The sequence below is a fragment of the Aerococcus tenax genome (genome assembly GCF_003286645.3).
Lineage (GTDB): Bacteria > Bacillota > Bacilli > Lactobacillales > Aerococcaceae > Aerococcus > Aerococcus tenax.
In genome coordinates this window covers 1,045,061-1,068,959 of sequence record NZ_CP127382.2, presented here as the reverse complement: position 1 = coordinate 1,068,959, position 23,899 = coordinate 1,045,061, and the positions used below count along the sequence as shown (strand labels likewise).

The window sequence follows — 23,899 nt, the reverse complement described above, 5'->3', positions numbered from 1 at the left end:
CAAGATGCTAAAGAAAGGGGTTAGCTATGCTAAAGGCAAATTATGAGTGGCAATTAAGGCCAAGTTTTGATCAATTGGATTTAGAAAAAGAGCAAGTGATTAAGGAAACTCAATTGTCGCCATTCCTTGTCGATTTACTTTTTCAGAGAGGGAAACAAAACTCTCAGGAAATTAATGATTTTTTGAGTGAAAAGCCTCATTTTCATGATCCCTTTCTACTCCATGATATGCAAAAGGCCATTGATCGTTTAGAAGAAGCTGTTAGAAATAATGAGCTTATATTAATCTATGGCGACTATGATGCCGATGGAATTACAGCAACCACGATTCTTTATGAACTTTTAGAATCTATAGGGGCTAACGTAACGTATTACTTACCAGACCGCTTTGTGGATGGCTATGGCCCCAATAAGGAAGTGTATGCCTACTACATTAAGCAAGGGGTCCAATTAATTCTAACCTGTGATAATGGTGTTGCCGGTCATGAGGCAGTGAAATATGCCGAAGATGCTGGCGTTAATGTCATTATCACTGACCACCATGAAATTGGAAACACTTTACCTGATGCCTATGCTATTGTTCATCCCAGACACCCTGAGGGGAATTATCCCTTTGATGATCTATGTGGAGCTGGAGTAGCCTTTAAGTTAGCCCAAGCGATGACTGGTGGCTTACCAGTTGAATATTTGGATGTCTGTGCTATTGGAACAATCGCTGATCTGGTCCGTTTAGAGGATGAAAATCGCAGCATTGTTCAGCAAGGCTTAAAGATTATGGCTCATAGTGAAAGAATCGGTCTAATGACTTTAATGAAAAGTCAAAACATTGATCTAAACCATATCGATGAAGAAACTATTGCCTTTAACATAGCTCCACGATTTAATGCCTTAGGTCGCTTAGCTTCGGCTAAACCAGGAGTTGAACTACTCACGAGTTTCGACCCAGATTATTGTCAGGAATTAGTAAATACCATTGAAACGACCAATCAAAAACGACGAGCAATTGTTGACCAGGTTAGTCAGCAAGCGATTCAGATAGTCGAAGAGTGGGAAGAATTACCAGAAATTATCATTTTATCTCATTCCAATTGGCATGAGGGGGTTCTAGGTATTGTGGCTAGTCGACTGGTAGAGCGCTATCAGCGGCCTAGTATCATTTTAAATTTTAATGCTGAAAAGGCAGAATATAAGGGGTCAGGTCGTTCAGTTGCAGGAATCAACCTCTTCAAGCTTCTCCAAGCTGCAAAGGAATATGCCCCTAAGAGTGGGGGACATGCCATGGCAGCTGGTATGACCATTGCTGAAGACCAATTTGAAGCTTGGAAAGCGGCAATCTATCAGGCAGTTGAGCCTTTCAAAGAGCAATTACAAGGGAAGATTCCTTTAACAATTGACGCCAAGATTACTGCCGATCAATTGACCTTAGAAAATATTCAGGAGCTTAATCGCTTAAAACCATTTGGTACAGCTAATCCCAAACCTATATTTTTAATTGAAAATGAATCGATCTCTGCGCCTCAGCAATTAGGAAAAGATAAGAACACCTTAAAATTTTCTTTGACTAAGGAAAATCAACAGCTAGAAGTTATCGGTTTTCAGAAGGGAAATTTGGCTAATTATTTACAGGCTGGTCAAAGTGTTGATCTGGTTGTCGAAGCATCCATTAATACCTGGCAGGGAAAAAGTCGGCCACAAGCTATTTTACTCGATATGGCTAGCGACCAAGAAATAATCGTTGACTGGCGAAGAGAAAAAAATCCTGACCTTATTTTTTCCCTTCCCCAAAGTTATTATTATTTTGAAAGCAAGTCCTTAATCGCTCAATATAAGGAGCAGATTCCTAGTCAAGCTTGTTTAATAGGGGAAGAAGACTTGAAGCAGAGCAGGGAACATTATAGCCAGTTAGTTATTTTTGAACTACCAAAAAATTTGCAAAAGCTAAGAGACTTCGTTCATAATGAGAATATAGAAACAATTTATCTATTTTCATATAGTCCGATATCAGCAAGAAAAATTGGTATGCCCAATCGCGATCAATTTGCTCTGCTTTATCGTTATTTCATTTTCTATAAAGAACTTGATTTGACCGAAAAAAAGGCAGACTTGGCTAGGTATTTAAAGCTACCGCTTCCTCTTCTTAACTTATTGTTAAAAGTTTTAGTTGAAGCAGAGCTTTTAGAACAAAATGGTCAGATTTATCGTATTCGACCAGGTCAGAATAAGATCGATTTAAAAGAGTCAACCAGCCTAAAAAATTGGGCAAAGCAAATTGAAAAAGAAAACTTTCTTTTAAATGAAACCATTGAAAATTTAACTCGGTATTTTTTCCAGGAGGATAATTTATGAACTTAAAAGACTACATTAAGGATATACCTAATTTCCCTGAGGAAGGCATTATATTTAGAGATATTACGCCTTTACTCCAGAACCCTCAAGCTTTTCAATATGCAGTTGATAAAATTGCAGATTTTGCTCGTGAAAAATCAGCAGATGTGATCATAGGTCCAGAGGCTAGGGGCTTTATCGTTGGCTGTCCAGTAGCTTATGCTTTAAACAAGGGGTTTGTTCCTGCCCGCAAAAAGAATAAATTACCTCGTGAAAAAGTCAGCATTGAATATGATTTAGAATATGGAAGTAATACTATTGAAATTCATAAAGATGCTATTCAACCTGGGCAAAAAGTCCTCATTGTTGATGATCTCTTGGCCACTGGTGGGACCATTCGTGGCACTAAAAAATTAGTTGAAGAACTTGGTGGGGAAGTCGTTGGCGCTGCCTTTATTATTGAATTAGAAAACCTTAAAGGTCGTCAACTAATCAATGATTTAGATATTCTGTCCCTCATTAATTATGAATAATGGTATCAAGATACTATAAAACTTATAATCCAAATAAAACCGCTCTTTAAGTCAGTGTAAATGACTTAAAGAGCGGTTTTTACTTTAAAAAGTATGTTCACGGTAAAGGCTAACGACTTTACCTAATATGGTGACGTCATCAAGAATTATTGGCTCTAAACTGGCATTCTCAGGTTGGAGGCGGAAGTGACCATTTTCTTTGAAGAAACGTTTACAGGTAGCTTCGTCATCATCTGTCATAGCAATAACAATATCACCATTAGATGCCGAACTTTGTTGGCGAACAATGACATAGTCACCATCAAGGATACCGGTTTCGATCATACTTTCTCCGCGAATTTGCAACATGAAATATTCGCCATCTTGACTATTAAGACTTGGTGGGGTGGGGAAATAGCCGTCAACGTCTTCATAGGCATCGATAGGCTGTCCAGCAGTAACCGTACCGATAATAGGAATACCGGGTTGGTCCACGCCTAACATCTTTAAACCTTTATGGGTAATTTCCAAGGCTCTGGGTTTGGTAGAATCTTTGAATAAATAACCACCTGCTTCCAAGCGATTAAGATGGCCGTGAACAGTTGAGGTAGATGCTAACCCTACTTGGTCACATATTTCTCTAACTGTAGGGGGATAGCCCTGATTTTTTACACTATCATAAATGCATTGTAAGACTTGTAGGGGTCTTTCTTTCATATTGTTTCACCGAAACTTTCCATATATATTATCCGAGTCATTTCATTTTTATCTACTATAAAAATGGTTCAAGCGGTTCACATTCGTGCTTTTATTGTAGCATAGCTCGAAATTTTGTGCAAACGTGCGTTCGTTTCTCATGCTTGATTAAGCTTGTAAATGGGCATCGGGACTTACGAAGACTGTTTTTTGCTCAAAGTAATTAACAAAGCCTGGTTTAGCACCATTAGGTTTTTTAACATGTTTGACCTGTGTATAGTCCACGGGGACATTGTTGGCTTGCCGGTATTTAGAAAAATAGGCGGCATATGTTGCTGCTTCGATGATTTCCTCATCACTAGGCTGGTCAGTTTCTAATATCACATGGCTGCCTGGAATATCTTTAACGTGAAACCAGTAGTGGTTTTTATTAGCCCGTCTTGTGGTTAGTTCATCATTTTGAGTATTATTACGACCAACAAGGATAGTGTTTCCTAAACTGGTTTGATACTGTCTCGGTTTTAAAGGTTTCTTGCGCTTATGGTGATTATGTTTTTGTTGTTTAATATAGCCTTCACGGATAAGTTCTTGACGAATATCTTCTAATTCATTGGGTTCAGCAATTTCAATTTGATCTTGAACGCTTTCTAAATAATCTAATTCTGCTTGGGCAATTTGGCTTTGTTCTTCAATATGCTGTTTTGCCGTATTTAGTTTGCGATAGCGTTGAAAATATTTTTGGGCATTTTGGGAAGGTTCTAGTAAGGGATCGAGTGCGATATCGATGAGGTTATTATTAGCGTAATAGTTAGGTAATTGGATACTAGTCATTCCCTTTTCTACTTGAAAGAGGTAAGTGGTCAAAATTTCACCTTTTATTTGATAGTCTTCAGCTTGTTTACTTTTTTCCATATCTTGCTTAAGATTAGCTAATTTACGTTGATTATGCTTAATCCGTTGAGCAACAACCTGGCTAATTTGTTCACTCACCTGGTTGACCCGAGAAAAGAGAGCTTTCCTTTCATAGTAGTCATCGAGGAGCTGGGTAAAAGTTTCGTAACTGGTTTGCATTCCGCCTAGGCTTTGATAGGGGAAAGCCGTCGCAGTGACCTGACCGTCATTTTGACTCAAGGTTGGTTGGGATTGGTCAAAAGCATTGAGAAAGGCAGTAAAAGTCGCACTTTGATCTTGGGATTCAGTCAGTCTCTGGGCTAATTCTATCGCGCTATCTTTGCCAAATCCCATAAAGGTTTTCTGTATCTCTTTAGCGTCAGCCTTGAGGTTATATTCATTGGGGTAGATACTGAAAGGATTGACCTTATCTCCTTGTGGAGGCAGATAGTAAATAGCTCCTGGTAGGAGGGTACGGAATCGGTTTTGGCTAATATCTATTTTTGTGATGAGGTCGGCAATTTTACCATCTTGATTAAGAACTAGGATATTACTGCGTCTACCCATGACTTCGATAATGAGTTTATAGGGTTCACTAATCCCCAATTCATTTTTGCTTTCAATACTGATAATAATTATGCGGTCGTTTTCATATTGACTGAAATTGATAATCTTTCCTCCATCAATATGTTTACGTAAAAACATACAAAAATTAGGTGGGGTATCTGGCACGCTATATTGGTGATTAGTAAGCTGAACGCGGGGAGCTTGTGGCGTCGCTGCGAGTAGTAATTTATAATTTTTGCGATTTGACCGAACGGTAAGAAGAATTTCTTGGTCGTAGGGCTGTTGCACCTTTGAGATTCTTCCCCCGGCCAAGCAAGCGTTTAATTCTTGTATAAGTCCATGAATAAATAGTCCATCATAAGACATGGAATCACCTACTTTCCTAGCTTATTATTATAACAAAGAAGCCCAGGAATTACTAAAAACCTTGATTGTAAGCCTTATCTTTTTGTTTATAATTTAATTATGCTATAATGATGATAAAGTAATGAGAAAGGAATGATTATATGGAATTAAAAGATTATATGAATGTTCTTGAAAATATTGGAGCGTGTGTTTTCTCAACAGTTAATGAAGACGGAGAAGCAGATGCACGTTACGCTAATGTTGGTGTAGCGAATGAACACGGGGTATTCTTCATGACTGCTCCTACCACTAACTTCTATAAACAATTAACCAATAATCCTAAAATTGCGATTACTGGTATGTTAAAAGAAGACGGCATTGAAGTGATTCGTTTACAAGGTACTGTTCGTGAAATTGGTAAAGAACATCTTGAAGCAATCTTGAAAGACAACCCATTTGTACAAGATGTTTACCCAGATGAAGAAGAACGTGCAACCGTTCAAGCCTTCCAATTATATGAAGGCGAAGGTTCATACCAACACCTTCAAAATCACGTTAAAGAAGAATTTTCTTTTGGTGAATAATTAAGAACGTTCGAAAAGACTGTGAGCCTATCACAGTCTTTTTTATTGGCTATTATTTTGACAAAAAGAACGTGAAAAATTTTATACTAAACAAGATCGATCGAATTTAAATTATATTTTGCGCTAGAAGCTTTCACCAGAGTTCTAGCGCTTTCTTTTTTACCATAGGGAATAGATAATATAAAAAACTCGATAAAAAAATCACATTTATAACTTAGGAATAGTATTCCCTGGATTAGAATGTATGCCTTATAAATTGTACAAAATCACATAGAAGCGATAGGCTCCTTACGGTGTATTATTTTTTTAATTTTAACATCAAAGACTTATAAAACCGCTTTTAAAAACACCCTAATTGTGTATAATATAATCATAATTTATAAATATTATAAGGAGAATAACAAAAATATGAATAATTATGAAAAAAGACAGCGATTCTCTATCAGAAAATTATCTGTGGGTGTTGGTTCTGTATTAATTGCTACTCTTTTGTTTGCTCAAGGAGGGCCTGTTTATGCGGACGAAATTTCTAATACTGACAATACACTTAGCCACGCTAGAGAGGAAGAAGCTCCGTCTTTAACTGGTGAAAAAAATGAGAACTTACCTGATAAAGTGAGTTTTTATAATGCTGGTGGAGCGCCAGAAAATATAGACACTAATAAAAATTCTCTAAACAAAGCTGAAAAATCTCAAGAAGTTAAAACAGCAGCGCCTACAAACGCTAAAGATCCTATGCCAACCGCAAGTGATTCCAATTTAAAAGTCACGCACTTTGTAAGGGATCCTGAAGTGGAAGGCACAGAACTTAAGTATGATGAAGATCCTATAAAATATAACAAGGTAAGCCCCGCAAAATTACCTGAAACAGTCGGTTTTGTAAAAGCAGATGATGCAGATAAACGTGTCACAAATGTTTTCGCTCTCTCGGATCAATCGGGAGAGAAAGATGCTTATTACATTGCTGTGAACACTAATTTAAAGACAAATAAATATGAAGGAAGTGTTTATGACAAGAATAAGAAGCTGATTAATACTTATAAATTAGATAAGAATGGTGAGATACCCCTTCCTCTCTTTGGTCAGGATGCAAACTTCTCTAAGGCCAACTTACCTAAAGTAAAATTCAAAGTGGATGAAAACGGAGAATATTTAGTATTTGACCGTGCCAGAGATTGGAAGCGGACAAATAAATATTCTGCGAAGAGTTTGTATGCAGCAGCAGTTAAAACTGTTATTCCTGATAAATACGAATACCATAATGGGGCCCATGACGAATACAACCAATCATTGCCACATAAGACAAAGGTTTTGGTCAATTATTTAGAAGTTGGAACGAAAAAACAATTAGCTCCTTCCCAAGAATTCCCTGCTTTTGTAGGAGATAGCTATATTACTAACAGTTCGAAAGAACGTTTTTATAAAGAGTTTAATAAAGACGATTATCGTTTGGTCAAAGCATCCAACTATCCTGAAGGTAAGATCAATGGTACTTATTGGGCCGGTAAGGGTTTTTCAATAGTCAATACGATTGATAATAACGCAGCTAGTGTTTCTAGAAAATTTGTTGTTCGTCGTACAGTGGTTAATGATAATGGTGATATTGTCATTGAAATGTGGGATAAGGCTACAGGAGTTAAACTTCCAATCAGAAACTATAAGACGGTTGATAAAAAAGTCGTTGAACTAGTAAACAAAGGAAAAGTGCAAGAAAATGATTACCAAGTATATGTTTCAGAACCAATCGCTTCATCAGTGGCAGGGGTGAAGTCAGATGCTAAGTACATCGGTGTCAATTTCTTATGGAAAGATAACAAAGGAATTTTATCATTCTCTAATGATGGAAAAACGCGTTATAAATTTAACGATATGCCAAAAGGTCAAAGATTATCCTACTGGACTAGCGGCTGGCAACCTGCAGGGAAAGAGATCACTTATTGGTATGAGCGAATCAATAAACCTAAAGGCTCTTTCCAAGAACACCATATTTATAGAACCGTAGATAAGAATGGCAATGTGATCTCTGAAGATTCCAAAGAAGACAGTAAGACTACTGAGGGGAAATCTTCAGAAACTTACACTACCTCCAAGAAAGATAAGCCTGGCTACAAACTGGTTAAGGTAGAAGCTAAAAATGGTGGTAAGTTTGATAAGAATGGTGGCGAAACCAAAGCCAACTATGTTGACAACACTAAACAAGAAGTCACCTATATTTATGAAAAAGTCCAAGAAGAAAAAGGTTCCTTCCAAGAGCACCATATCTACAGAACGGTTGATAAAAACGGCAATGTGATTTCCGAAGATTCTAAAGAAGACAGTAAGACTACTGAGGGGAAATCTTCAGAAAAATACACTACTTCTAAGAAAGACAAGCCTGGTTACAAACTGGTTAGAGTTGAAGGCAGAAATGGTGGCAAGTTTGATAAGAACGGTGCGGAAACCAAAGGTAATTATGTTGACAACACTAAACAAGAAGTAACTTACATCTACGAAAGAGTTCAAGAAGAAAAGGGTTCTTTCCAAGAACATCATATTTACCGAACTGTAGATAAAAACGGGAATGTAATTTCAGAAGATTCCAAAGAAGATGGTGAGACTACTGAAGGTAAATCCGATGAAACTTACACCACCTCTAAGAAGGATAAGCCTGGCTATAAACTGGTTAAAGTTGAAGGTAAAAATGGTGGTCAATTCGATAAAAACGGTGCTGAAACCAAAGCAAACTACGTTGACAACACCAAGCAGGAAGTCACCTACATCTACGAAAAAGTTCAAGAAGAAGCACCAGTTGAGAAGAAAGGTTCCTTCCAAGAACACCACATTTACCGCACTGTAGATGAAGAGGGTAATGTGATTTCGACTGAGGACAGAAAAGATAATGAAGTGACAACTGGTAAATCTGACCAAAGCTATACTACCTCAAAACAAGACAAGGATGGTTACAAACTAGTTTCCGTTACTCCAAGTAACGAAGATTCCAAGAAATCTGGGGTAAAGTTCTCCAAAGATGGTCAAGAAACTAAAGGTAACTATATTTCCGACAAGAAATTAGAAGTCACCTATGTATATGAACGGGTTCAAAAAACTAAGGGTAGCTTCCAAGAACACCACATTTACAGAACAGTTGATAAGAAGGGTAACATCCTTTCAATCGATGGGGTTACCCAAGGTGAGGTCAGCGAAGGAAAATCTTATAATCAATACACCACCTCCAAAAAGGACAAGCCTGGCTATAAACTGGTTAAAGTTGAAGGTAAAAATGGTGGGAAGTTCGACAAGAATGGTGCTGAAACCAAAGCCAACTATGTTGAAAATACCAAACAAGAAGTGACTTATATCTACGAAAGAGTTCAAGAAGAAGCACCAGTTGAGAAGAAAGGCTCCTTCCAAGAACACCATATTTATAGAACTGTTGATAAGAACGGAAATGTGATTTCAGAAGATTCCAAAGAAAATGGTAAGACTACTGAAGGTAAATCAGACGAAACTTACACCACTTCTAAGAAGGATAAAGCTGGCTATAAACTGGTTAGAGTTGAAGCAAAAAATGGTGGCCAATTCGACAAGAATGGTGCTGAAACTAAATCCAATTACGTAGGCAATACCAAGCAAGAAGTCACCTACATCTATGAAAAAGTTCAAGAAGAAAAAGGCTCCTTCCAAGAACATCATATCTATAGAACCGTTGATAAAAATGGAAATATCCTTTCAACCGATGAAGTCACCGATGGTGAAACTTCTGAAGGAAAATCTTCTGAACACTACACTACCTCCAAAAAGGACAAGGCTGGCTATAAACTGGTTAAAATTGAAGGTAAGAATGGCGGCAAGTTTGATAAGAACGGTGCCGAAACTAAAGGCAACTACGTTGACAACATTAAACAAGAAGTGACTTATATCTACGAAAGAGTTCAAGAAGAAGCACCAGTTGAGAAGAAAGGCTCCTTCCAAGAACACCATATTTATAGAACTGTTGATAAGAACGGAAATGTGTTTTCTGAAGATTCAAAAGAGGACGGTAAGACTACTGAAGGAAAATCCGATGAAACTTACACCACTTCTAAGAAGGATAAAGCTGGCTATAAACTGGCTAGAGTTGAAGCAAAAAATGGTGGCCAATTCGACAAGAATGGTGCTGAAACCAAAGCCAACTATGTTGAAAATACCAAACAAGAAGTGACTTATATCTACGAAAGAGTTCAAGAAGAAGCACCAGTAGAAGAAAAAGGAATCTTCCAAGAACACCATATCTATCAAACAGTTGATGAAGAAGGAAAAGTTGTTTCAATTGATGAGCTAGTAGATATTCCAGAAACTAGTGGAAAATCAACTGAACAATACATCACTTCTAAAAAAGATAAGTCCGGTTACCGCTTAGTGAAAGTGGAAGCTAAGAATGGAGCACACTTTGATAAGGCAGGTAAGAGTACGCAAGGCCAATACATCGAGAATATCAAGCAAGAAGTCACCTATATCTATGTGAAGTTACAGGATATTAAAAAACCTGTTCAAGAACATAATAGCCGCCAAACGAATGAGAAGGCTAAGAAAGTAGATTCAGTTGACAAGGTAGTAGAAGTGTTACCAGAAACCAGCAAGAAAATTTCTACTCAGAACACACAAGCTAAGGAAAGTGAAAAAGAAGGAGACGCTTCTTTTGATAATCCAAGTGATTATACTCAGTTAGCTACTACACCAACGAATGTTTCATCTAGTTTACCTAAGACTGGGTCTATCGGCTCATCTTCACTGACATCAGTTTTTGGGCTAGCTCTTACTCTAGTAGGTGTTAGAGTCTTTAAGAAAAGAAAGATTTAATTTTTTACTTTTACAGATACTTTATTTAGTGACTACTTATACTTAGTAATTCGTTTTAAGCGAAGTTTCAAATAGAAATATGTCTAGTTAAAGCAAGCCCTCCCAACTATACTTCGAGTAGTTAGGAGGGTTTTTCTTTACTTTTTATAGCAATTTTACAAGAAGCATAATTTGATATTTAACGTTTTCATTTCTTTTCAAGACTCTAAGCTTTGGTATAATGAGGGTATCAAGAAATAGGGGGATAGTCATGAAGCGTATACCTTGGGATCAGTATTTTTTATCACAAGCCTTGGTTTTATCGATGCGGAGCACTTGTGACCGTTTGATGGTGGGCGCTGTGATCGTTAGAGATAATCGTGTTATTGCTGGAGGCTATAATGGTTCTGTCAGCGGAGAGACCCATTGTAGTGAAGGGGGATGTTACTTGGAAGATGGACATTGTGTGCGCACGATCCACGCTGAAATGAATGCGATTATTCAGTGCGCTAAATTTGGTGTTTCTACTGAGGGCGCTGAAATCTATGTGACGCATTTTCCTTGCTTGCCTTGTACTAAGCAAATTATTCAAGCTGGAATAAAAAAAGTTTCCTATCTCTATGACTACCATAATCATCCTTACGCCCTGGAACTCTACCAAAAAACCGGGGTAACGGTCTGGAAAAGGCAGTTAGAAGATGACTTCTTCCATCAACTTCATCAACAAAATTTACTCAATTGTGAGAAGGAAAAACAGAGCAAAGAAAAGAATTCGCTTTCATAATCAGAATTGTCTGACATCTAGTCCGTTATCTGCTATAATTTTCATATGATTTAATCGTTCTCCATAGGAATAGGTTTTATCAGTTTATATCTATACTCAATAGAAAGTGTGAATGTAATATGAACGCAAAAGAATATCTTCAAGAAACACGTCAATTGTGGGATAAGAAGTATGAACAGGAACCAGAATTTTTACAAGTCCTTCATGAATTTGTAGATAGTGTTGAACCTGTTTTTGAAGAACATCCCGAATATATTGAGGCTAACCTATTACAAATTTTAGCTATTCCAGAACGTATCATTGAGTTTAGAGTGCCTTGGATGGATGATCAAGGTAAGGCTCGAGTTAACACCGCTTTTCGGGTTCAATTTAATTCAGCAATTGGGCCATACAAAGGTGGTCTACGTTTCCATCCAACTGTCAACAAGAGTATTTTAAAATTCTTAGGTTTTGAACAAATCTTTAAGAACAGCTTAACCGGCTTACCTATTGGAGGAGGTAAGGGTGGTTCTGACTTTGATCCTAAGGGGAAATCTGACCAAGAGATTATGCGCTTTTGTCAAAGCTTTATGACCGAATTACAAAAATATATCGGTCCTGATATGGACGTTCCAGCAGGGGATATTGGTGTAGGTGCCCGTGAAGTCGGCTACTTATACGGCCAATATAAACGTCTAAATGGTTTCCAAAATGGTGTGATTACCGGAAAACCTTTAACTTATGGAGGTTCACTCGCACGTACCCAAGCCACGGGTTATGGTGCGGTTTATTTCTTGAATAATATGTTAGCTGCCAAGGGAGAAGCCATTGAAGGCAAACGGATTATGATCTCTGGAGCTGGTAATGTGGCTATTTATGCTGCTGAAAAGGCTCAAGAACTTGGCGCTACTGTCCTTACAGTCTCCGACTCCAATGGTTACGTCGTAGATGAAGAAGGCATCGATATTGATTTACTAAAAGACGTCAAAGAAAATAGACGTGAACGTATCAAGGTGTATGCCGAGGAACGCCCAAGTGCCAGCTACTACGAAGGGGTAGTTTGGGATCACGCCATTGATGTTGATGTGGCTATGCCATGTGCTACTCAAAATGAACTGAAAAAACCGGGTGCCGATCAAGCTGTTAAGAATGGGGTTAAATTTATCTCTGAAGGTGCTAATATGCCTTTAGATAAAGCTGCAACAGATACCCTTCTCGAAGCCGGTGTATTCGTTGGTCCGGCTAAAGCAGCTAATGCCGGTGGGGTAGCTGTATCAGCCTTAGAAATGTCTCAAAATAGTCAAAGATTATCTTGGACCTTTGAAGAAGTCGACCAAAAATTAAAAGATATCATGGATAATATCTATCAACAAGCGACCTCAGCCGCTGAAAAATACACCAATGACCCTTATAACTTAATTGCAGGAGCAAACATTGCTGGTTTTAGTAAAGTTGCTCAAGCGATGTTATCTCAAGGACTTGTTTAATCCTTTTAAAAAGAGTATATTGTTGAAAAAGAGCGATGATTAAAATCGCTCTTTTTCGTAATCAAATTATACTGGGCAAAGAGAAAGGGATGAGCAAATGGAGAAAGTTGAAATTGATAAATCTGAAATTATTCAACATTTTCCCAAGCGCCAAGCCAATTCATATAAGGGTGACTACGGCAATATTGTTTTGATCGGAGGCAACCAGTCCATGGGTGGGGCAATTCAGATGGCCGCGATGGCTTGTGTCAATAGTGGGGCAGGACTAACGACTGTCTTTACCGATCCAGTAAACCGGCCTGCCATCCATAGCGTTTTACCTGAAGTGATGGTTAGTGATTGGCGTAGGCAAGATAGCTTGAAGAAGGCCATTGAAAAGGCTGATGTGATTGGCATCGGGCCAGGATTTGGTCGCGACCATTCGCGCTTTAACCAGATTATGTTACTCATTAAACAAGTTATTTCTGACAAAATATTGGTTATTGATGCCGATGCAATTTCTATTCTCAGTCAAAAAGACCAAGGCTTAGACCAATTATCCCAGGCGAAATATCTCGTTTTGACTCCACATTATGGGGAGTGGGATCGCTTATCGCATGGTGAAATTTCCTATCACAATAATGAAGGAATTCAATCATTCGTTAACCAATATCAACTGAATTTGGTCCTTAAAGGAGCACCTAGCCGTTTATATTTTGCTGACCATTCAAAATTTTATCAATTAGCTATCGGCAATCCTGGTATGGCAACCGGTGGAATGGGTGATACCTTGACTGGGATGGTTTGTGGCTTTATGGGCCAATATACAGATCATGAGGCCGCTTTAAAGGCAGCGACCTTTCTCCATAGTTATATTGCAGACCGCATTTACCAAGAGCAATATATTGTTCGTCCTAGTCAAATCGCTAATCTCTTACCCAGAGTCATGAAAGAGATGGAGGCAGAACGTGAGTAAGAAACATAAAAAGACCAATGCTATGCGCCTCTTAGACCAGGCCAAGATCCCTTATGAAGAAGCCACCATTCCATATAGAGATGGTAGTTTTCAACCACAAGCAGGGAAATCGTCCTACAAGACCTTGGTGGCCAGGAGCCATGATCATGAAATCGTTGTATTTGTGATACCGCTTGACCAAGAGCTTGACCTTAAGCAATGTGCCCGCGTCATTAATAGTAAGCGAGTTGAATTAGTCCATGTTAAGGAACTATTGGACCTCACCGGCTATGTACGGGGGGGTTGTTCGCCTTTAGGTATGAAGAAAAAATATCGTACTTGGTACAATGACTCTTGTCTTAAGGAAGAGAAAATATTTGTCAGTGCCGGTGAACGGGGCAAACAAATCGGGCTGGATCCTAAGGCTCTAATAGAAGTTACTCAGGGCAAAGTTGATCATTTGATTCGTTAGTCGAAAAGATACCACTTTCACTTATAATGTAATCTGCTTTTATGTCATAGTCTTTGTAAGGAATATCTGAGGTCATTAGTTTATCGAAGTAAGGAACAATAGTTATTCCTTTAAAATCAGCCAAGAGGCGGTCATAATAGCCTCCACCGTAACCTAAACGTTGACCCTGGCGGTTACAACTTAAGCAGGGTAAAATGATGAGATCAACCATACTAATGTCAGCTTGGGGACCATTAGCTTGAGGCTCCAAAATACCATACCTACTTTTTTGATAAGTGGTTGATTCATCAATATAGTACAAATCAAGTGACTTTCCATGAACTCGGGGGAGGATTACTTGAATCCCTTGCTTAAAACAAAAACGAATCAGCTCTTGGGTATTAAATTCAAAGGGCAGACTGGAAAAAAGTAAGATACGCTTAGCTTGGTAAAAAATCGGGAAATTGACTAATTTATGGCTAATGATTTCATTTGCCCAATGATAATAAGACTGGGGGAGGGCTTGGCGTTTTGTTTTGATTTTTTGACGTAGCCTGCTTTTTTTACTATCGATTTCATCAGTCATTTCGCTTTGTCTCCTTTTCTTGGTGGGGAAATAATTGCGGGTAACGGTAGCATTGAGGGTTACGGGCAGTACAAATCGTCCTGCCAAAGGCAATTAAAGCATGGTGGGCATCCTTCCATTCACTAGCAGGGAGGACCTTAGTAATTCGTTTTTCCACTTCTCTTACCGTAGCATTTGGATCGACAAAGTGATGATGTTTTGCTATGCGACTGATATGGGTATCGACAGCAAAGGCTGGCTGGTCAAAGCCTAGACTGAGGACGACACTGGCTGTTTTTCTCCCCACACCACTTAGACTTTCTAAATCCTTGCGTTGACCGGGAACTTGACCACCGTACTTGTCGATTAATTGTTGACCCATTGCATGCAAATAACGCGCCTTGCTGTGATAGAGGCCTAGCTGATTGATAGAGGGTTCAATGTCCTGAGGGCTGGCCTCCGCTAGGTGTTTAGGCGTGGGAAAAGCGTTAAAAAGATCAGGGGTCACTTCATTGACCTTTTTATCAGTGGATTGGGCGCTGAGCATCACAGCGATGAGTAATTGGTAAACAGAATTGAAGTTTAAACTTGGGCCAGCGTCGGGAAAGAGGGCCATAATTTCTTTCAGAACGGATAAGGTTTCTGAATCAGTTAAAAGCAATAAAAACACCTTTTCTATTAAATATAAGTAAATTTTACGAAAAAAAGAAGTTGGCAGGGGGGCCAGCTTCTTTTTATTAAGCAGGAATTATTTAGCAATGAAAACATCACAGGCCGCATGGATCATAATATACTCAGAAACAGACCCAATGAGTAAACGATCGAGTACGCCTTTACCAGTCGACCCCATCATAATTAAATCAATGTCATGTTCTTCGGCAAAGTCAAGAATTTCTTTTCTAGGATCTCCAGGGCGGGCTTCAATGGTGATATCTGTAATTCCGGCCTCTTGAGCTTCTTTTTGGTAATTCTTTAATAATTCTTGGTAGGCGCATAATTCATGATCATGGGCTTTTAAATTAAAGTCATCAAAATCATAGCGTAAGAAATCAGCAGCTACACTAAAAATATAGAGTTTAGCTTGATAGATATGAGCATATTCAAGGGCTTGTTCAAAGGCAGCCTTGGCTGGTTCAGAACCATCAATAGGTACCATTATTTTTTGAATACTTTTCTTTGGCATAATTAACCTTCCTTACTAGCGGACAATAAGCACTGAAACAGGGGAATGGCGAACAACGAATTGAGAAACGGAGCCCATAAAGAGACGTTCTCGAGCATTTTTCCCAGTTGCCCCAACAACAATCAATTCAAAGGCAGGATCTTCTTTTAAAAGGTGAATGATTTGTCGTTTAGGCTCGCCTACAAAGACCTCAGCATTGACTTGGTCAAAGTCAAATTGATCCTTGGCAAGTTGACGGTAATTATTGAGTAACTCTTGCCGTTGGCCGACGAGGCTGTGAGAATAATCACTTTCTTCACGGTTAGATAAGATATCTTCGTCAATAACAGATACCAGGTACAAATTGGCCTCCTTAGCCTTGGCGACAGTGACCGCTTCAACAAAAGCATCGCGAGCTTGGTCAGAGTCGTCGACAGCAACTAAAATTTTTCTTTTTATTGACATGAATATTCCTCCCTTATATAAACGTTTTCTTTATTATTATTTTAGCAATCTAAACACTTATAATCAATAATAGCCTGAGGCTCTAACTTTGACTAGTAGGAGTAAATTTTCCATGGTAAGATATTTAACAGGTTTATCTATTATTCGATAAAAATACATATATAGGAGGATCAATTGAGTGAAAAAAGAATATCGTCAAAGTCTTAATTTAATCACTGATATTTTATTAGTTGCTATCACAGCCTGGGGGTCTTTTCAAAATGGTTGGTTTAATTTACCCAACTTGGTTTCATGGATGGGGCTGATTGGGGTTATTGGTTTAGCAAAGAAGTGGCAAGGAAATTTTATTTTTAATGCGATTCAAAATATCTCTGCTGCTATAGTAGCTGGCCGTAATCGGATCTTTGGTGACATGTTTACCAGCATTTATTATTTATTTACCCAAATTTTTGGTTTTCAACAATGGCAACATCATAAAGATGAATCCGGGGAGCTTATTGTAGACGAAAAGACGAATTGGCGTTTAGTAGGTTTCGCTGTTTTAGTGGGGTTCTTTGGTTTGGGAACCGTTTCTTATTTTCTCGGTGGCGTATTTATCTTCTGGGATGCATTTAATAATGCGACAGCTATCATTGCTCAATACATGCAATTGGTGCAAAGAAAGCGGGCCAGCTGGATTTTATGGTTAATCACTAATCTTATTTCCCTTTATATTTTCCTCATGCAGGGGGTACCACAAATGGCCATTATGTATTTCGTCTTTTCACTCAATGCCTGCCGCGGTTTTATTAACTGGAAAAATTAGCCCAGCATAGACAGGGGATTAGACTGTTAAATAGGCAAAATAATCTGTACAATTAAATTACCATAGTTAAAAAGAGGGGGATAATGATGAGTAAGGTTATGATAATTGTCAATCCAGGGTCTGGAGATAACCAAGGCGAGGAATACGGTAAACGACTAGCTGATTTTCTCAACGGTAAGTTTGACCAAGTCGATATAAAAAAGACTGAAGGAGATAATGACGCCTTGAAGTTTGCCCAGGAAGCCTGTCAAGGCCATTATGATTCTTTATTTACTGTTGGCGGTGATGGAACCATTAATGAAGCGGTCAATGGGCTCGCCGGCCAGGACTACCGACCCACTTTAGGTTTCTTCCCAGCAGGAACCAACAATACTTTTGCCCAATTATTTAATATTTCTGAAGATATTGATCAGTATATCGAGGACTTAGATTTAGAAGAAAGCCATCGTTTAGATATTGGTCGCTGTAATGATCAATATTTCAACTACTATGTTTGTTTTGGCAAGTTAATTGAAGCAACCACAGGAACCAGCTCCGAAGAGAAATCACAATTTGGCTCCTTTGCTTACCTGAAGAATATTTTATCAGCTCTACCTAAAGATGACACCCATCCTATTAAAATTGAATCTGATAGTGAAAGTTTTGAAGGCAAAGCCAGTCATGTATTTGTCCTATTAACTAACCAAGTGGGAAATCTGGTCTTCTCTAATGAACAAAGTAATTTACAAGACGGTCAATTTCAAGTGTATATTTTAACCGATGAATCAACCGGGTCAAAATTATCTGCCCTTAAGGATATCCTTTTTGGTCAATTAGAAGATAATGACTCGATCAAAAGCTTTGCCTGTTCCAAGTTAACCATCACGAATTCTGATGATAATGAAACCCAGGTCGATATTGATGGTAACGATGGGCCTTATCTCCCATGCGAAATTGAATTATTGCCAAAGCACATTAATTTCTACGTTCCTAAGACCCAAGCAGTTCAATAAAGGCTAATTTAAATAAATTTAAGACAATTTAATAAGGCTTTAGTGTATACTAAGGAAAAGTAATAGGAGTCTAGTATGACTCCTATTTTAATTATAAAAAAATAAAGGAACATCCTATAATTATGAAAGATATTTATAATCGCTATCATAAAATAATTAAAATAGTATTTTATATTTTACTGATCTTATTTTTCGGCTATCTTATTCAAAATGAGTTAAGATCAATTAATTGGTCCTTGTTTTTTGATTCCTTAGCTGATCTACCTGCCTTTACACGCCTGGCCTTAGTAATCTTTGGATTATTAGGCTTTAGCTTTAACGGGTGGTATGACTATGTCGCTACCCGTAACTACACGGTGACTGCCCATAGCTATAAAATTTTACAAATGGGCTGGATAAGCCAAGCATTTAATGAATTTATCGGCTTAAGCGGCTTTACCGGTGCTGCTCTCAGAAATAATTTTTATCAAAAGCATGGTCTGAAGCCTAAGCAAGCCATACAAATTTCCTTAGAAACCTGGTTTGCCAGTTTTCTGGGCTTAGGTGTCTTATTATTAATCGTCTTATTATCAGGAAAAATTGATGGTTATTCACTATTACTTCCAGTAATTTATTTACTCTATCTGCCTTTGTATTTTTTCTATGATAAGTTGCCTTTAGCCAGAAAATTGGGTGAAAAATTTGGCCTAGAAGCTATCACTTGGAAGAAGAAATTTGCTTACCTATCCGCTTCGCTGTGTGACTGGGTAGCTTCTTTTACCTATTTTTATATTGTAATGTTAATTTTTATGCCGCATTTATCACCGATATTTGCCATGATGGTCTATAGCTTCGCTAACGTCGTAGGGATTTTAAGTTTTATTCCTGGAGGTTTGGGGACCTTTGACCTGACGGTATTATTAATGATGCAAAATGCCGGTTATAATCCCGATCAAGTTTTGGCAGCGATTGTTATCCTCCGGGTATGTTACTACGTCATTCCCTGGTTATTAGCTTGTTTCTATGTTTTCCATAACTGGTTTACCAGTAAACTATTCGAAGAAGATATGAAGATAAAGGCATGGGGAAAGTGGATCGTTCGCTTTGTTTCCTTTTTACTCTCAGTTAACGGCTTGGTTTTAATTTCTTCAGTGATTTCACCAGCCGTTCCTGAGCGGATTCATTTACTTAAATACCTGATTCCCAGATCTTTACAAAGTGTCTCCATTCTTTTGGTCCTTTTAATCGGGTGTACTGCCTTTATTTTATCTTTTGGCCTATTTAAGCGGATCAGAAGGGCATTATGGTTGACACTTATTCTCTTACCTCTAGGAGCCATTGCTTGTATGATTAAGGGCTTAGACTATGAGGAAGCGATCTTCTTACTCCTATCGACTTATTTACTTTATCAGTCCCGTTTTCTCTTTACTCGCAATCATTTGGCATTGAATCGTAAGAATATTTTACTTAGCTTTTTCGCCTGTGCAGGTCTTTTGTTAATCATTTTTTTAATCACCGGGCACTTTAGACATATGCCTTTCACTCGTCATGTCTATTTATTAAATCCTTTACATATTTTCTTCTACCTGGTGATTGCTAGTTTGTTGACTATTTTAGTGCTATTTAGTCGTAGTGAACGACTGGACTTCCTACCACCTTCCCTTGATGAAATTAATCTTTACGAACAGCTTATCGCTGAATATGGGGGGAGCGAATATAGCCACTTAGTCTATTTGAAAGACAAGATGATCTTTTTTAACACTGAACAAACTGTGGCTATTTTATACCGTCCCTCATCGGATAATTTAATTGCCTTGGGTGACCCTATTGGTAACAGTCAGGATTTTCCTAGCGCCTTAGAAGAATTTTTGGAATATGCTGAACATATGGATATGGCGGTCGGCTTTTATGAGGTCACTCCTCATTACCTGGATGCCTTTTGTAGTTTAGGCTACGCTACCTTGAAAATAGGGGAGTCAGCGATTATTGATTTAGATGACTTTACTTTTGAAGGGAAGAAGAATAAAAACCGGCGTTCTGTTCGCAATGATATGACCCGGGCCGGGCTCTATTTTGAAGTTTACCAACCGCCTTATAATGATAAATTTATCCATGAATTGAGGCAAATTTCTGACCAGTGGCTTAATAAGCGAGAAGAAATGAGCTTTTCCATGGGGGCTTTCTATGAGGACTATCTAGCCAGAGAGCGGATTGCCGTTTTAAGAGATGAAGAAGCGATCTATGCTTTTGCAAGTATTATGCCGATATCGGAGGACATGATTTCAATAGATTTAATGCGTTATATCAGTCATGATGCCGGGGATGTCATGCAAATGCTAATTTTGCAGTTATTGCAATGGGCCAAAGACCTTGGCTACCACCGCTTTGTTTTGGGAATGGCAGCTTTGGCTAATGTAGGGACAAAATCCTATGCTAGCCCACGGGATAAGACCTTGCACCTGGTATATGATTTTGGTAATCGTTTTTATGGCTTTAAAGGATTACGTGCCTATAAATCTAAATTCCGTCCTGAGTGGGAAAACCGCTATATTATTTATCCTAATCAAACCACTTTAATCAAGATTTTAATTAGTTTATTAGATATTACCCACAAGACAAGGGATTAATGTTTATTTTTTAAGGAATTTCGATTACACTTAATAGAAACGACGATAGGAAAGGAAGCGATATCATGTCACAAACCGTTTATACCGTATACTGGGAAAATAAACGTGATGGTGTCCGCAAAGAACACGGGACCTTTGCGAGTGAAGAAGAGGCTTTAGCAGGGATTAAAGCTTGGTGGGAGTTACAAAAGGACAAATATGACAATGTCCAAACTATTCGCACTAATACCGGAGCCTTAGAAATCCAATACGAAGATGATAATTATGTCTATCGGATTGAGGAGGAACAATTAGATGGCCAGCTGCCAAAAAAATCCTATACTCTAAGGAAAGCTGGTCAAATTGAGGCGGAAAGAAACAAATATGATGTCGATGACGATTATTATCTTTTTGATGAGTTAGCCGAACCTTATCGTGACCGCCTGATTGTAGCTATGAATGACAGCCAAAAGGCTCGCCAATATATCTATAACGAACGCGGACAACTCATCAAAAAATTAGGTCAATAAAATTTTAGTTAAAGGCAAAAGAGAGTCAGATCTTCATAAAAGGAACTTGACTCTCTTTTTTTGACCAAACAAGGGTATTGGAAGCGCTTTATAGCAAAAGGGTTATTGACAAGGCTTAATTTTATGATTAAAGTAGTTAGGGTGTTCTTAATTGTCAATTGATAGAAGGAGGAAAAAAACAATGAAAGAGAAACTTTTTGAAAGTTTGCAACGTTTAGGGAAAACCTTTATGTTACCAATTTCAATTTTACCCTTAGCTGGTTTATTTCTAGGTATATCAGCTTCTTTTACAGGTGAAACATTTGTGAAAATGTATCACTTAGAAAATATTCTTTCGCCGGGAATGCCGCTCCATAGTATTTTAAGCGTTTTAGGAGACTGCGGAGCCGTTGTCTTTGATAACCTAGGTTTATTGTTTGCTATATCTATTGCCTTAGGTTTGGCTAAAAGCGAGAAAGGGGTGGCAGCCTTATCAGCCGTGGTAGGCTACTTTATGATGTACGCTTCACTATCTAGTTCCATCATCCACCTCCGTGGTTTAGAAGAATTGGAAAAAATACCAGGATTGATCACATCATTACTTGGCTTTGAACATACCATGAACCTCGGTGTTTTTGGTGGGATTATTATTGGCTGTCTAGTGGCTTGGCTACATAATCGTTATTACAAGATCGAACTCCCTGATGCCTTGTCATTTTTCGCTGGTACTCATTTTGTCCCAATTGTTTCAGCAGTTGCTGGAGTCGTTAGTGGACTTATTTTATCTTTTATCTGGCCGTATTTTGCCGCTGGGATTGCTAATCTCGGTCAGATTATCGCTAATACTGGCCACTTAGGGACCTTCCTTTACGGTTATATTTATCGTGCCTTAATTCCATTTGGATTGCATCATATTTTTTATTTACCATTTTGGCAAACCGCTGTAGGAGGGACTGCTGTCGTTGATGGGACCACTGTTGTGGGCGCCCAAAATATTATTTTTGCCCAATTAAAGGCTGGAGAAGCTATTTCTCCCGATGCAGCTAGATTCTTTGCCTTCCAATTTCCAGAGATGATTTTTGCCTTACCAGCTGCTGCCTACGCCATGTATCGTGCCGCTAGATCAGATAAGAAGACCATGGTCAAGGGGTTATTATTTTCTGCATCCCTAACCTCAATTGTTACGGGGATTACGGAGCCGATTGAATTTACTATTTTATTTGCCTCTCCCTTACTTTATTTTGGGGTACATTGTGTTCTCTTTGCTTTATCTACTGTCTTAGTTCATATTGCCGGAGTAGGGGTTGGACTAACTTTCTCAGGCGGGTTAATTGACTTTATTCTTTACGGCGTCTTGCCAGGCAATGCAAGAACACATTGGATTCCTGTGGTTATTATCGGTATTATCTACGCCATTGTCTATTTCTTCCTCTTCCATTGGATTATTAAGAAATTTGACTTGGATACTCCAGGAAGAAAGGCAGATACTTCATTACATACTAAAGAAGAATTCCGAAACAAAAATGCGCTTAATGGCTTGAGTGAAACTGACCAAAGAGCTTATCAAATTGTTAGCGGATTGGGTGGTACCGATAACCTGGTTGATGTTGATAATTGTGCCACCCGCCTACGGGTAACGGTCAAAAACGGTGATGAGGTTAATAAGGAAGCCCTACAAGCCACTGGCGCAGCCGGCGTTGTAGTCCGTGGTAATAGTGTCCAAGTCATCTATGGAACTACGGTGTCAACCATTAAGACCCAAGTCACTGAATTCATCGAAAGTGGTCAAGCCCCCAAAACAGCCGCAACAGTCGTGAACGAGAAGCAAGCAGAAGATCTCAAGGGATCAGCTCAAGTCATTAATGATCAAGCGATTTTAGATGGTATCCCAGTAGAACTTTATGCGGTTGCAGATGGTGAGGTCATTAGCATTGATAAGGTTGAAGATGAGGTCTTTTCTCAAAAAATGATGGGGGACGGCTATGCTATCCAACCTAGTCAAGGCCAGGTGGTCGCGCCAGTAAATGGGAAAATCTTAAATATCTTTCCAACTAAGCATGCCCTTGGTATCCAAAGTGATGAAGGCCTTGAAATCCTCGTTCACATGGGCTTAGACACGGTTGAACTCAAAGGCGAAGGCTTTACTATTCAGGTTGAAGAAGGACAAAGTGTCAAAGCTGGGGAGCCGTTAGCTCAAATGGACCTAGCAAGTATCGAAGCCAAAGGTAAAGCTTGTGACATTATGGTTGTCTTAACCAATAGTGATAGGGTTCATAGCCTCGATGTTCTTGATCAAAAACAAGTCACAGCTGGCGAAAAGGTCGGCGAAGCCTTATTGAATAAAGAATAGAGTGTTAATTAGTAATACTTAACTAAAGGTTCTAGTGGTGGAACAAGTCGTCTACTGCTAGGCCTTTTTATATACTAATCGCTCGGCAGAGCTTCGCATAAAAGTTTTAAACCAT

Annotated in this window: 19 protein-coding genes; 13 read left to right on the top strand and 6 right to left on the bottom strand. The window is 38.6% G+C overall.

The window, feature by feature from the left end:
- Positions 1-26: 26 nt before the first annotated feature.
- Positions 27-2,345 (top strand): single-stranded-DNA-specific exonuclease RecJ, encoded by a 2,319-nt coding sequence (gene recJ, locus DBT50_RS05120; RefSeq protein WP_102722964.1) that lies wholly within the window; start codon positions 27-29, stop codon positions 2,343-2,345.
- Positions 2,342-2,857 (top strand): adenine phosphoribosyltransferase, encoded by a 516-nt coding sequence (locus DBT50_RS05115; RefSeq protein ID WP_102722965.1) that lies wholly within the window; start codon positions 2,342-2,344, stop codon positions 2,855-2,857. Before recJ ends, DBT50_RS05115 begins: the two co-directional genes overlap by 4 nt.
- 84 nt (positions 2,858-2,941) lie before the next feature.
- On the opposite strand, the gene lexA is transcribed toward DBT50_RS05115, so the two are convergent.
- Both lexA and DBT50_RS05105 read right to left on the bottom strand, forming a co-directional pair.
- On the bottom strand, positions 2,942-3,553 hold the full coding sequence (lexA, locus tag DBT50_RS05110) for a transcriptional repressor LexA (RefSeq protein WP_013669601.1): 612 nt from the start codon (positions 3,551-3,553) through the stop codon (positions 2,942-2,944).
- 147 nt (positions 3,554-3,700) lie between these two features.
- Positions 3,701-5,356, bottom strand: a complete 1,656-nt coding sequence (locus tag DBT50_RS05105; RefSeq protein ID WP_102722966.1) for an Rqc2 family fibronectin-binding protein — start codon at positions 5,354-5,356, stop codon at positions 3,701-3,703.
- A 158-nt stretch (positions 5,357-5,514) separates the two neighbouring features.
- On the opposite strand from DBT50_RS05105, the gene DBT50_RS05100 reads away from it, so the two are divergent.
- The 6 genes from DBT50_RS05100 (at position 5,515) to DBT50_RS05075 (ending at position 14,372) form a co-directional block, all read left to right on the top strand.
- Positions 5,515-5,919 (top strand): pyridoxamine 5'-phosphate oxidase family protein, encoded by a 405-nt coding sequence (locus tag DBT50_RS05100; protein WP_370664338.1) that lies wholly within the window; start codon positions 5,515-5,517, stop codon positions 5,917-5,919.
- A 408-nt stretch (positions 5,920-6,327) separates the two neighbouring features.
- Entirely contained in the window at positions 6,328-10,737 is a 4,410-nt protein-coding gene (locus DBT50_RS05095) for a MucBP domain-containing protein (RefSeq protein WP_111853230.1), read from the top strand.
- 250 nt (positions 10,738-10,987) lie between these two features.
- Positions 10,988-11,500 (top strand): ComE operon protein 2, encoded by a 513-nt coding sequence (locus DBT50_RS05090; protein ID WP_102722968.1) that lies wholly within the window; start codon positions 10,988-10,990, stop codon positions 11,498-11,500.
- Between the two features lie 119 nt (positions 11,501-11,619).
- A complete protein-coding gene (gene gdhA / locus DBT50_RS05085; protein ID WP_102722969.1) occupies positions 11,620-12,966 on the top strand; it encodes an NADP-specific glutamate dehydrogenase in 1,347 nt (448 codons plus the stop codon).
- A gap of 97 nt (positions 12,967-13,063) precedes the next feature.
- A complete protein-coding gene (locus tag DBT50_RS05080) occupies positions 13,064-13,921 on the top strand; it encodes an NAD(P)H-hydrate dehydratase (RefSeq protein WP_102722970.1) in 858 nt (285 codons plus the stop codon).
- Complete coding sequence (locus tag DBT50_RS05075) at positions 13,914-14,372, top strand: aminoacyl-tRNA deacylase (RefSeq protein ID WP_216403078.1); 459 nt, start codon at positions 13,914-13,916, stop codon at positions 14,370-14,372. Before DBT50_RS05080 ends, DBT50_RS05075 begins: the two co-directional genes overlap by 8 nt.
- Here DBT50_RS05075 and DBT50_RS05070 read toward each other — a convergent pair.
- The 4 genes from DBT50_RS05070 to DBT50_RS05055 all read right to left on the bottom strand — a co-directional run bounded on the left by DBT50_RS05070 (position 14,338) and on the right by DBT50_RS05055 (position 16,543).
- The gene (locus DBT50_RS05070; RefSeq protein WP_102722971.1) at positions 14,338-14,937 is read right to left on the bottom strand and encodes a 5-formyltetrahydrofolate cyclo-ligase; all 600 of its coding nucleotides are present in this window, start codon (positions 14,935-14,937) and stop codon (positions 14,338-14,340) included. The two genes, DBT50_RS05075 and DBT50_RS05070, sit on opposite strands and share 35 nt — an antisense overlap.
- Positions 14,930-15,577: an endonuclease III gene (gene nth / locus DBT50_RS05065; protein ID WP_111853229.1), complete on the bottom strand. Its 648-nt coding sequence runs from the start codon at positions 15,575-15,577 to the stop codon at positions 14,930-14,932. Before nth ends, DBT50_RS05070 begins: the two co-directional genes overlap by 8 nt.
- 87 nt (positions 15,578-15,664) lie before the next feature.
- Positions 15,665-16,099, bottom strand: coding sequence for a universal stress protein (locus DBT50_RS05060; protein ID WP_102722973.1), 435 nt, complete (start codon positions 16,097-16,099; stop codon positions 15,665-15,667).
- 15 nt (positions 16,100-16,114) lie between these two features.
- Positions 16,115-16,543, bottom strand: coding sequence for a universal stress protein (locus DBT50_RS05055; protein WP_102722974.1), 429 nt, complete (start codon positions 16,541-16,543; stop codon positions 16,115-16,117).
- Positions 16,544-16,721: 178 nt separating this feature from the next.
- On the opposite strand from DBT50_RS05055, the gene pnuC reads away from it, so the two are divergent.
- From pnuC to DBT50_RS05030, 5 genes are all read left to right on the top strand, one after another.
- The gene (gene pnuC / locus DBT50_RS05050; protein ID WP_013669740.1) at positions 16,722-17,348 is read left to right on the top strand and encodes a nicotinamide riboside transporter PnuC; all 627 of its coding nucleotides are present in this window, start codon (positions 16,722-16,724) and stop codon (positions 17,346-17,348) included.
- Between the two features lie 86 nt (positions 17,349-17,434).
- A complete protein-coding gene (locus DBT50_RS05045) occupies positions 17,435-18,340 on the top strand; it encodes a diacylglycerol/lipid kinase family protein (RefSeq protein WP_224785456.1) in 906 nt (301 codons plus the stop codon).
- A gap of 122 nt (positions 18,341-18,462) precedes the next feature.
- Entirely contained in the window at positions 18,463-20,946 is a 2,484-nt protein-coding gene (gene mprF, locus DBT50_RS05040) for a bifunctional lysylphosphatidylglycerol flippase/synthetase MprF (protein WP_318602785.1), read from the top strand.
- A gap of 65 nt (positions 20,947-21,011) precedes the next feature.
- Entirely contained in the window at positions 21,012-21,455 is a 444-nt protein-coding gene (locus DBT50_RS05035; RefSeq protein WP_102722977.1) for a hypothetical protein, read from the top strand.
- Between the two features lie 181 nt (positions 21,456-21,636).
- Positions 21,637-23,784, top strand: coding sequence for a PTS transporter subunit IIABC (locus DBT50_RS05030; RefSeq protein WP_111853228.1), 2,148 nt, complete (start codon positions 21,637-21,639; stop codon positions 23,782-23,784).
- The last annotated feature ends 115 nt before the right edge of the window (positions 23,785-23,899 follow it).